Raw genomic sequence first — 11,336 nt, 5'->3', positions numbered from 1 at the left:
CGCGGCGGCGTTGGCCGCCCGGAGCACGCCTGGACCCAGTAGGCTCCCAGCGTGGCCGTCAAACGTCCGCCGTACCTGCTCAGGCTCAAGGTGAGCAATTTCCGGAGCCTCCGCGACGCGGAGGTACGGCTGGGCGCGCTCAACGTTCTGGTCGGCCCGAACGGCGCCGGGAAGTCCAGCCTGCTCGACGTCATCGCCTTCCTGGGCGACGCCATCCGGGAGGACCTGGCGCCGGCACTCGACCGCCGGGGCGGGTTCGATCGTGTCCTGTTCCGGGGCGCCGACGACGACAGGATCGGCATCGAAGTCGAGGCCGCAGCACGAGACACAGCAGCGCCCGGACGACGGACAGCTACTCGTTGACGTTCTCACCCGGGCCGCTTTCCGGGGTTGGGCGGGGCGCACGAAGTTCTCGCCCGCGGAGTCCTGTCCTGAGGCGCGCGGAGTCGTTCCTGTTCGAACGAGTGGCCGGTCCGGGTCGCCGGATCGAGATCAAGGGCAGCAAGATCATCTTTGACGTCGACGGCAAGGAAAGCAGTGCGAGCCTGCGGGAGGGCTCCCTCGGGCTGTCCACGTTGCCGAAGTTGAGCCCTGAAGACGGCGGCGAGCAGGTGGAGGCGCTGGCAAACCTGTTCGCCAGCTTCCGGGTCTTCGACGTCGACGTGGCCGCCGCCCGCCGCCCGTCCACGCAGCCGCTGAGCCCACGGTTCGACAACAACGCCGCCAACCTGGCAGCCTTTCTCGCCTACGTGGCGAACCATCACCCCGACCGATTCGCCGCCCTGGTGGCGGACGCCCGAAGGTTCATCCCCGGGCTGGAGGACCTGGACTTCGAGACGATCGGCGGAGCCGGTGAGGGGACGGTGCTCACCCTGATCGAACGTGGTCTCCCCGGCTCGACGACGCTACAGGAGGCGTCCTACGGCTCGATCCGGGCGCTCGCTCTCCTCGCCCTGCTCTACGATCCCGCGCCACCGCGCCTGACCTGCATCGAGGAAATCGACCACGGGCTGCACCCACACGTACTCGACCGACTGGTGGAACTGCTGCGAGAAGCGTCGGAGCGTACGCAGTTCCTGATCGCCACCCATTCCCCTCCGCTGGTCAACCGGCTGCGGCCTGCCGAGCCGATCGTCTGTGAACGCGGTGAGGACGCCGCCTCCCGCATTCCCGCCATCGAGCCCGAGCTTGTCCGGCAGATGGAGGCAGAGCTGCACGGGGAGATCGCGGAAGATCAAGCATCGCTACTCGTCGCTCCCATGGCCCGTCCACGCCGTCGTACCAGCGTGGGAGACCGAGACCTGGTGGTTTCTCTTCCCGCAGGCGGTGAAGGCGGTACGGCCTTCCTGGCGCCTACCCGACGACTACGCTGGCCGTGATGTTGGCAAGATCCGGAATGCCAAGGAGGCATTGAAGAGGGCGGTGCGCCCGCCGGGGGTCAAGCCGTCAGCCTTCAAGCCGTACAGCGAGGCCGACAGCGTGGAAATCGCGCGACACATCGTGGCGATGAAGCTGCTGTCACCCCGTGGTTCGCAAAGAGCGCGAGTTGGATGGTGTTCCTCGAGAAGGTGGCGAAGGCCTGACCTCCGTGGCCGACGGCCGCCTCGCCGCTCGTCCACGCGCCTGTCGTAGCGTCCTTGCAGTCGATCCACTTCGGTCAGTAGCATTCCATGCCTTCCACCGTGCCCACCCCCTGGAGAGACCTCCGCATGTCCTCACCTCGGACGCGTCGCGAAGTTCTGATCAACGGACGCCGGGTCCGCATCTCCGACCTGCTGGACGCCGGGCTACTCACCGACGGCCAGGAGCTGTTCTTCGAGCAGCGGCTCGGGATGACGCCCCACCGGTCGACGGTGGTCTCGCCGGGTCGGCTTCGGCTTCCGGACGGTCGGGAGTTCGCCACCCCGTCGGCGGCAGCCAGCGCGGCGAGCGGTCTGGGCACGGTGCCGGGCTGGGAGGCCTGGCGGGTCGGCCGCAACGGCCCCACCCTGCACGAGCTGCGTCGACAGCTCCTGGCCATGGTCGCCGCCGAGACGGCGACATCGGACGCGGAAAGCCGAGACCCGGCGGACTCGGCGGCGGCCCGGGACCGGCTCGCAAGGCTCGAGGCGGCACGGGAAAAGGCCAAGTCAGGTGAGCCCGAGGCGTTGACGGTGCGTCAACTCCTGGGCTGGTGGGGGTTCGAGGACCGCGACCGGGAGGTCATCCGGCAGATCGACGCCGATCTCGCAAACCATGGCCTCACCACGGTGCCCGATTTCCGCGCCGTCAGCCTCGACCGGACAGTCCGGCTCGTCACCCCGCCGGAGCCCGCCGAGCAGAGTCAGCCGGGCAGCCCGATCTCCGACGACTCCGGATCACTCCAGGCAGACCTGACCGAGGAGAGCGACGCCGAAATCGGGCTGACCCTCGGCAACCTGCTCTCTGGCGAGGACACCCTGGTGTCCATCCCGCCGACCGCCTCCCTGCAGGAGGCCATCACGATCATGCGGCTGAACGATTTCTCCCAGCTCGCGGTCCTGCCCAACCCGTACACGCTGCACGGGGCGGTGAGCTGGAAGTCGATCGCGCAGGCCCAGCACGCGGATCCGCGAGCGACGCTGCGGGACACCATCGTGCCGGCCCAGGTCTTCGACTACGACGTACGCCTGCTCCGGGTACTGGACACCATCCGCCGGGAGGGCTTCATCTTCGTCCGCGACTTCGACCGCAAGATCACCGGCATCATCACCGCCGCCGACGTGGTCGACAAGTACGACGAGACGGCAACCCCGTTCCTGCTGATCGGCGAGGTCGACCAGGAGCTGCGCCGGCTGATTCAGGGCACCTTCGACGCCGACACCGTCCGCGAAGCGTGTGACGCCGCCGGGCAGACGTTCCGCTCGTTCGAGACCATGACCATGGGCAACTACCAGGCCGTCCTGGACAATCCCAAGTGCTGGGCGCAGCTCGGCTGGCCGGTGGACCGCAAGATATTCATCAGCCGCCTCGACCATCTGCGCAGGGTGCGCAACGGCGTGATGCACTTCAATCCCGACCCGGTAAAGCCAGCCGACGTTGACAAGCTGCGCCTTTTCCTCGACCTGATCCGAACTTTCAACAAGTAAATCCAGCCACCCGCCCAGGTCGACATCGCTCGCCGAGGCCGGATCGAAAACCAAGCCGGAAATCACCCCCGCGTACGCGGGGAAGAGGGCTACCTCGACGCCGGCCGGTGGTCCGCCTGCGGATCACCCCCGCGTGCGCGGGGAGCACGCGAGGAACGAGCGACGCTCGCGACTGGATTGGGGATCACCCCCGCGTGCGCGGGGAGCACATCGCCTCGATCTGGTCGAGGATCGCCGACCGGGGATCACCCCCGCGTGCGCGGGGAGCACGGCGGTGGCGCGATGAGCCGCGGGCCCCTGTGGGGATCACCCCCGCGTGCGCGGGGAGCACTCCGCCCCCGGGGTTGGTAAAAGCACATTCGCGGGATCACCCCCGCGTGCGCGGGGAGCACGGCGTCAAGCGCCAAGCGACGCCGCACCTTCGGGGGATCACCCCCGCGTGCGCGGGGAGCACCCGACGACTGCCCGGATTTGTCGGCGGCGGCAGGGATCACCCCCGCGTGCGCGGGGAGCACACTTCTTGACCTGCGGCGCTAAAGATCAACTCGCCGAGTTTCCTTCACTTGATACCCCAAGATCACATCTTTCACTGTCGTATGAGGACCGATACGGTGACTTCCGGGTCCACCCTGGCAGGCGTACCTGTGCAAGCGCAAGGGGACGACCACTCTGGGGCAGGTCGGCAACCACGTGACCCCAGACCCTCACGTCAATGGGCGGGCGATGGCGAGCGACCGAACCGGAGCCGCACTATCCACAAAGCCGCACCCCCATCAGGAACAATCATCACGGTCCTCGAAGAATCCACCGAGTCTATCGAGTTCAAGGCAGCTCATACCGGTCAGCAGGATGACGCATCCGACAACCGAGCCATCGAGATGTCGAAGCGCACGACAGACCTCCCACTCAAGCCCCGGTCAGAGGCCGAGGGCGCCAAGGGCGGCCGGGAGGGTGGGCGCGGCGGCGAGTCGGCGTACGTGTGACCGAGCCATAGACAAGAATTCGCCACCGCGCCGTCACGCGCTTCGATGATGGCCCGCGCGACGTCGTCATGTCGGAATCGATCTCGCAAGAGCGTGACCAGCGAGGACAGCGCGTTCTGAGCAGGCTCGGCGAGGGATGTCGCCGCCCACGCCACCAGCGTCGGGACGGCGGCAATCATGATCAGATCTGCCATGGGGACGACCTCCTCGTCGATGCCCACGACGGTGCACCGTTACCCCAGCACAATCCAGGAATCTCGATGTTACTCTGTGTCAAACCCGCTCAGACAGTCACGGGAGATCGACCATGAGTCACTCGAGGTGGGAAGCTGATCCATCGGCGGCGCTCGTCCGCCGCTGGGGAAAGTCCCCGCACGAACTCGCCAACACCTCCGGCGATGGCAGCTGCCCCGACATCTGGGACTCGACAACGATGACGTGGCGGTGATTGGGCAGGACCTCACCACGGCCTACCAGTCCAGACTCCCGGAGGGAGTGTCGATCGACCCCGGCGAGCGACTGGTCGTCATTCCCCGGTCGACGATCCTGGCGGCGAAGGCGGATATCCCGGATGCATGATCTCTTCCAGGGGATCGCTGGCGAACGGCTTTCCCTGGCTGAATACTGGCCGGACTTCGAAAAGAACTTCTGGCAGACGACGGCGCCAGGATTCTGGAAGCTGGAAAGGCAACAGATTTTCCAGGAGCCCGACAACGCGAGCTGGAAGGCGTTCGCCGACGGCGACTGGGCCGGAGCGCTGCGCGTGCTCGACGAGCAGCGGGAGAGCTTCGCTGACTACTACCGCAGGATCGCCGCGCGTGGATTTCGCACCCGACGGGTCCGGGTGGTCGAGAAGCCGATGACGCCCTATCTGCAATGGGAACTGCACGTGCTGCGGCTACGCCACAAGTACGGCGGGCTCACCAGGGTCGTCGGGCCGGAACGAGTTGCCCCATACGAGACGACCGAGCCGCTGCCGGAGATTTACACGCTCGGCACGGCGGTGATGTACGAGGCGATCTACGACGCCGACGGCGTGCTGGCGGCGGCCAACCGCTGGACCGACCGGGATCTCATCGTTCATTGCCAGACCCTCATCGAGAACCTGTACCGGACCGGCGAGCCACTTGACGCGTTCTTCGCGCGGGAAGTCGCCACGGTCGCGCCGCCGGGCGGGCACTAAGTCGATGATCGGGGGTGGGAGCCAGTGATCGGCGGAGGAGCCGACGAGCGCCGGGAGTCCCACTCGCACGTCAACTACTCCGAGTTGTCCGGACCGGCCGATCTGGTGCAGGCCCGGGACGTACACGGTGGGGTGCACTTTCACGGCGGTGGGGCGCCATCCGCCGAGCCACCACCCCGGCAACTTCCGGGCGACGTACGAGGCTTCGTCAACCGACACCAGGAGTTGACGTTCCTCGACAGCCTGCTCGCCACCGATCAGGGTGACGGCCAGACCATCACCCTGACGGTCATCACCGGCACCGCCGGGGTCGGCAAGACGTCGCTCGCGCTGCGCTGGGCACACCGGGTCCGGCAGCACTTTCCCGACGGCCAGCTCTACGTGAACCTCAGGGGGTACGACCCCGGACAACCGGCGACGCCGGAACAGGTGCTCGACCGCTTCCTCCGGGCTCTCGGCGTCCCGGCGGCGGCAATCCCCGCCGATTCGGAGGACAGGGCGGCGCTCTACCGATCCCGCCTGGCTGACCGTCGGATGCTGGTGGTCCTGGACAATGCCGCAACGGTCAGCCAGGTGCGTCCGCTCCTGCCCGGCACCGGTGCCTGCCTGGTCATCGTCACGAGCCGGAGCCGGCTCTCCGGGCTCGTCGCCCGTGACGGTGGGCGCCGGCTCACCCTGGACATGCTGCCCGAGGACGACGCGATCGCCCTGCTCGACCGCATCATCTCCCCCTACCGGGCCGACGACGACCCCCACGAGGTGGCCGAGCTCGCGCGGCTCTGCGCCCGGCTCCCGCTCGCGCTCCGGATCGCCGCCGAGCGGGCGGCGAGCCGACCGTTGATGCCGCTCGATGAGCTGATCCAAGACCTACGTGACGAGTCGGCGCTCTGGGACGCGCTGAGCACCGGGGACGACGACGAAGCCGACGCGGTACGCACGGTGTTCGCCTGGTCGTACCGAGCCCTCGCCGAGGAGACGGCACGCGTGTTCCGGCTGCTGGGGCTGCATCCCGGCCCGGAGTTCAGCGCGGCGGCGGCAGCGGCGCTGGCCGGCGTACCCCGGCCACGGATACGGCAGCTCCTCGACGCGCTCGTCGGCGCCCACCTGCTGGAGCACCGCGCACCGGACCGGTACCAGCTTCACGATCTGCTCCGGGCCTACGCGCTCGACCAGGCACGCGCCCTGGAACCCGAGGAGCAGCGACAGAAGGTACTGCGACGCATTCTCGACTGGTATCTGCTGACCGCCGACGCCGCCCTGGCAAAGACGCTGCCGTTCGACCGACGCATCGAGCTGGAGCCGCCCGCCGATGTCGTACCCCTGAGCTTCGCCAGCGGTGCGGAGGCCGACGCCTGGTACGACGCCGAACGGGACAACCTGGTCGCTGCCACGCGAGCCGCCGCACGGGCCGGACTGCATCGCACCACCTGGCAGCTCGCCGCGGTGCTACGCAGCGTCTTCATGCACCGCAACGCCTTCGACGACTGGCAGACGACAGCGCAGCTCGGCCTCACGGCTGCCCGCGCCCTGTCCGACCGGTACGCCGAGGCGGAGCTGCTGGAGAGTCTTGGCAAGGCGGCTTTCCAGGCCCGGCGGTTGTCGGAGGCAGCCGAGCACCACCGGGCGGCGCTGGAGATCCGGCGACAGCTCGGCGACCGGTTCGGCGAGGCCGTCTCGGCCAACGCGCTCGGACTGCTCGGCCTACGACATCGTCGGCTCGACGACTCGCTGCGGCACTTTCACCAGGCACTGACGATCTTCGAAGAGATTGGCAACCGCCGATGGAAGGCGCTGCTTCTCTGCAACCTCGGCGAAACCTGCTATGAGCTGGCTCGCCTGCCGGAAGCCGCCGACCTGCTCCACCGCGCGCTCGCCATCCAGCGGGAGATCGGCGACCGTGGGCAGGAGGGCAACTCGCTCTTCTTCCTGAGCATGACCTGGCGCGAGTCAGGGCGGATGGCCGAGGCCCGCGAATCGATCGAAGCAGCGCTGACCATCGCCCGGGACGCCGGCAACCCGGTGTGGCGGGCACACTGGCTGGTGGAGCAGGCACGGGTGCTGCGGGCGATGGGAGAGCCGGCGGCGGCACTGGAGGCCGTACACACGGCCGCGACGCTGCAACGGCAGGTCGGCGACCGGAGCCGGGAGGCGATGGCGCTCGACGGGGCCGGCGAGGCGTACGTCGATCTCGGCCAGCCCGAGGAGGCGATCAGGTTTCACGTCCTAGCGGCAACCATCCATCGCCAACTCGACGACGCCTGGCAGTTGGCGCTCACCCTGGTGCATCTGGCGACCGCCCTGACCCAGGCGGGTCGGCCAGCAGAGGCGATTCCGCACCTGGTGGAGGCACACACCCTGGCGAGCCAGTTCCCCGACGCCCGCGCCGTCGCACTGTGCGAACGGATCGGCCCCGAACTCGACCACCTCGGGGACATCTAAATCGACTAGCGTCGAGATCTTTCCCGAATGTGCGAGACCGGAGCCGGGGTTTCGGGATCACCCCCGCATACGCGGGGAACAGGTGCTTCCTTGGCTGCGCGTCGCTGCCGTTCGCGGGATCACCCCCGCGTGCGCGGGGAAGAGCGGGTCGTGCCCGCGAGCCGGGCCACCAGATCGGGATCACCCCCGCGTGCGCGGGGAAGAGGCACGCCGAGTCACCCGAGACGAAGTTCGGCGAGGGATCACCCCCGCGTGCGCGGGGAAGAGGACCTGGCTGCCGTCCGGCGTGCGCTGCGGGCGGGATCACCCCCGCGTGCGCGGGGAAGAGAATCGCCGCGCTCCGCGGCGGCGCGGCCACGGGGGATCACCCCCGCGTGCGCGGGGAAGAGCTGATCATGCTCATGTCACTTTCCGTGCTGAATGGGATCACCCCCGCGTGCGCGGGGAAGAGGACCGCCGTGATCGCGTTGCTGGTCAGCTTCGGGGGATCACCCCCGCGTGCGCGGGGAAGAGGCGCCCCCTGTCAACTTGTGATCCGCGCCCCGTGGGATCACCCCCGCGTGCGCGGGGAAGAGGCCCCGATAGTCTCCTCGTCGAGGCTGCCCATCGGGATCACCCCCGCGTGCGCGGGGAAGAGTCGGCGGCCGGCACATGGTCGAGCACCTCGACGGGATCACCCCCGCGTGCGCGGGGAAGAGCCGACGCGTCGGCGGCCCCGCCGACAACACCGGGGATCACCCCCGCGTGCGCGGGGAAGAGGCTCGATGCTGGCGCACTCGATGGCGTGCGGGTGGGATCACCCCCGCGTGCGCGGGGAAGAGTGCCTGGCGCCGACCGACGGCGCCCCGCCGCTGGGATCACCCCCGCGTGCGCGGGGAAGAGTCGAACGAAATGACCATGTTCGGCGTGGCGCCGGGATCACCCCCGCGTGCGCGGGGAAGAGGAGCGAGAGCATGTGGCGGAACAGGTCCGCACGGGATCACCCCCGCGTGCGCGGGGAAGAGGCTACGACGTCGGAGGAGCGCGTGGACCCCGAAGGATCACCCCCGCGTGCGCGGGGAAGAGGGTGGTGCGGCGGGGCTGCTGCCGCCCCCGAGGGGATCACCCCCGCGTGCGCGGGGAAGAGCTTCTCCACCGGCTGCGCCACCCAGGGATTGTGGGATCACCCCCGCGTGCGCGGGGAAGAGCTCACCGAGCTGATCGGAACCCTGCTACCGCAGGGATCACCCCCGCGTGCGCGGGGAAGAGGACGACCCGTCCGGGCGCGCGGCTGTGACCTGGGGATCACCCCCGCGTGCGCGGGGAAGAGTCCAGATCGTCGCGAAGGTTGGTGGTGTGGGAGGGATCACCCCCGCGTGCGCGGGGAAGAGCGTAGGTGCCGTCGTGTGATGGTGTGACCTACCGGATCACCCCCGCGTGCGCGGGGAAGAGGGTGACCGACCGTACCGACGAAATTCGCCTCGACGGATCACCCCCGCGTGCGCGGGGAAGAGGCCATCGTACCGTCCGACCCCGTCGATGTCAGGGGATCACCCCCGCGTGCGCGGGGAAGAGGCCGTCGATCAGCGACATCAAGGCGACCTCGGCGGGATCACCCCCGCGTGCGCGGGGAAGAGGCTACTGGGCACGTCTGCGGAACCTCACCGGGGGGATCACCCCCGCGTGCGCGGGGAAGAGATCCAGCGCGGCGAGACCAGCGTTGCCGACGAGGGATCACCCCCGCGTGCGCGGGGAAGAGAGCAATTCGGCCGCCCACACCTCGGGGACAAAGGGATCACCCCCGCGTGCGCGGGGAAGAGATGTTCCTGATCGCATCATCGATGATGGTCAAGGGATCACCCCCGCGTGCGCGGGGAAGAGTGGCTCTCGAAGAGTCGCTTGTTGTCCCCGCCGTGGATCACCCCCGCGTGCGCGGGGAAGAGACTTTTTGACCTGCGGCACTAAAGATCAACTAGCGAGATTTCATTCACTTGCCGTCCCAAGATCACACCCCCCACCGTCCCATGAAGACCGAAGCGGAGCCGACATCACCGAGACCTGCCCCGCCAGACACATGCCCGCGCCATGGTAAGCCACAACCCCTACAAGGAGACAGAACCGTAATCGCGCACGCAGCGGACGCGACGGCTACCGCACGATGACAGCACGAAAAACACCGCCAACCCGATACAGCACAGCACAATCACGGCAATACCGCTGACCGTGGATCCACACCAACATGCTCAGCGCTAGATGACATCCCCCAGCTGTCGGCGACGGCTGAACTGTGACTCCTCAGCGTCGGGCGAATCGTGACCCCCTTCTCTTGGACCGTTGCTTGCGGTCAGTCGGTGATGCTGGCCGCCGGAGACGCGACCAAGGTCGCGGACGCGTAACCGATAGCCGCCGCCCTTGAGGGAGATGACCTCGACGGGGCGGACAAGACGGTCGCGCTAGGCACAACCATCGTGCCCGCAGGGACACCCCCGCGTACGCCGGAAACAGGCGGTGAACCTCACCGTCCCCGCCCGAACGACGGGATGCGCGGGGAACACATCGAGCGGGGCGACATCGCCCAGGCCGAGCGCGGATCACCCGCGCGTACGCGGGGAGCACTCCGGTTGTCAGCAGGATAACTACACAGGGGAATGGATCACCCCCCGCGTACGCGGGGAGCACTATAGCCCGACTCAGGAGCCCAATCCACCGCCGGGATCACCCCCGCGTACGCGGGGAACACAGCGCCCGGGCCTCGAGGATCGCTCCCTTGCCGGGATCACCCCCGCGTACGCGGGGAACACGCGACCGCATCCCACGGCGGGATCCGGTGCGGGGGATCACCCCCGCGTACGCGGGGAACACCCTCCTTCCCGGGGGTTGACAGCCAAGGTGCGAGGATCACCCCCGCGTACGCGGGGAACACCGAACTCACCCCCGAGCAGATCGACCGTGTGCGGGATCACCCCCGCGTACGCGGGGAACACCGCCAAATCATCGCCGACGCCGACCTGGAGCCGGGATCACCCCCGCGTACGCGGGGAACACGTCAGCCTCGGCGAGCGCGCCACCGGCGACCAGGGATCACCCCCGCGTACGCGGGGAACACCTGATGCGGGTCCTAGCCCTGGTCCACCGGTACGGGATCACCCCCGCGTACGCGGGGAACACGCGGATGCCAGCCGTGTCCGCGCTGGCGAAGGCGGGATCACCCCCGCGTACGCGGGGAACACCCAGGACGGGTCTGTCACTGGATCGGCAGACGCTGGATCACCCCCGCGTACGCGGGGAACACCCTCCGATCCTGTGGCGAGCACTCCGGCAGCGGGGATCACCCCCGCGTACGCGGGGAACACTTGTCACCGGACTTGGACTTGTCCGGCTTGACGGGATCACCCCCGCGTACGCGGGGAACACTCGACCCGACAACGCAAACCGTTGCGCACGATGGATCACCCCCGCGTACGCGGGGAACACACACGCTGTCTTCCAGGGCGGCGCCCCGACCGGGGATCACCCCCGCGTACGCGGGGAACACTCCACGTCGGCCGCCACACGAGCCCGTCCTGGAGGATCACCCCCGCGTACGCGGGGAACACGAGGTCCTCGCCGGCAATGCCGTCGTACAGCAGGGATCACCCCCGCGTA

7 protein-coding genes and 3 CRISPR repeat arrays are annotated in these 11,336 nt (G+C 68.6%); of the genes, 6 read left to right on the top strand and 1 reads right to left on the bottom strand.

The window, feature by feature from the left end; translation table 11 throughout:
• Positions 1-51: 51 nt before the first annotated feature.
• The 3 genes from EF879_RS05400 (at position 52) to EF879_RS05390 (ending at position 3,107) form a co-directional block, all read left to right on the top strand.
• On the top strand, positions 52-363 hold the full coding sequence (locus EF879_RS05400; RefSeq protein WP_123555469.1) for an AAA family ATPase: 312 nt from the start codon (positions 52-54) through the stop codon (positions 361-363).
• Positions 364-464: 101 nt separating this feature from the next.
• Positions 465-1,379: an AAA family ATPase gene (locus EF879_RS05395; protein WP_158624115.1), complete on the top strand. Its 915-nt coding sequence runs from the start codon at positions 465-467 to the stop codon at positions 1,377-1,379.
• A gap of 330 nt (positions 1,380-1,709) precedes the next feature.
• The gene (locus EF879_RS05390; RefSeq protein WP_158624114.1) at positions 1,710-3,107 is read left to right on the top strand and encodes a CBS domain-containing protein; all 1,398 of its coding nucleotides are present in this window, start codon (positions 1,710-1,712) and stop codon (positions 3,105-3,107) included.
• A gap of 58 nt (positions 3,108-3,165) precedes the next feature.
• Positions 3,166-3,622: a CRISPR direct-repeat array (repeat unit 29 nt; unit sequence GGGATCACCCCCGCGTGCGCGGGGAGCAC).
• 326 nt (positions 3,623-3,948) lie between these two features.
• On the opposite strand, the gene EF879_RS05385 is transcribed toward EF879_RS05390, so the two are convergent.
• Complete coding sequence (locus EF879_RS05385) at positions 3,949-4,311, bottom strand: hypothetical protein (RefSeq protein WP_123555463.1); 363 nt, start codon at positions 4,309-4,311, stop codon at positions 3,949-3,951.
• A gap of 217 nt (positions 4,312-4,528) precedes the next feature.
• On the opposite strand from EF879_RS05385, the gene EF879_RS27505 reads away from it, so the two are divergent.
• The 3 genes from EF879_RS27505 to EF879_RS05370 are packed head-to-tail and all read left to right on the top strand — an operon-like array spanning position 4,529 to position 7,712.
• Positions 4,529-4,669, top strand: a complete 141-nt coding sequence (locus EF879_RS27505) for a hypothetical protein (protein WP_199736161.1) — start codon at positions 4,529-4,531, stop codon at positions 4,667-4,669.
• Complete coding sequence (locus EF879_RS05375; RefSeq protein ID WP_123555461.1) at positions 4,662-5,273, top strand: DUF6879 family protein; 612 nt, start codon at positions 4,662-4,664, stop codon at positions 5,271-5,273. Before EF879_RS27505 ends, EF879_RS05375 begins: the two co-directional genes overlap by 8 nt.
• A gap of 24 nt (positions 5,274-5,297) precedes the next feature.
• Positions 5,298-7,712, top strand: a complete 2,415-nt coding sequence (locus tag EF879_RS05370) for a tetratricopeptide repeat protein (RefSeq protein ID WP_199736160.1) — start codon at positions 5,298-5,300, stop codon at positions 7,710-7,712.
• 53 nt (positions 7,713-7,765) lie between these two features.
• Positions 7,766-9,634: a CRISPR direct-repeat array (repeat unit 28 nt; unit sequence GGATCACCCCCGCGTGCGCGGGGAAGAG).
• A 645-nt stretch (positions 9,635-10,279) separates the two neighbouring features.
• Positions 10,280-11,287: direct repeats of the CRISPR family, unit length 28 nt; unit sequence GGATCACCCCCGCGTACGCGGGGAACAC.
• Between the last annotated feature and the right edge of the window lie 49 nt (positions 11,288-11,336).

It is taken from the genome of Micromonospora sp. HM5-17, assembly GCF_003762835.1.
Taxonomy (GTDB): Bacteria; Actinomycetota; Actinomycetes; order Mycobacteriales; family Micromonosporaceae; genus Plantactinospora.
Note: the sequence above shows the minus strand (reverse complement) of the source record. Positions and strands in the feature narration are given on the sequence as shown.

Excerpts from the sequence above, each read along its gene's own strand:
- EF879_RS05375 (WP_123555461.1), top strand. The coding sequence starts at position 4,662 with ATGCATGATCTCTTCCAGGGGATCGCTGGCGAACGGCTTTCCCTGGCT.
- EF879_RS05390 (WP_158624114.1), top strand. The coding sequence starts at position 1,710 with ATGTCCTCACCTCGGACGCGTCGCGAAGTTCTGATCAACGGACGCCGG.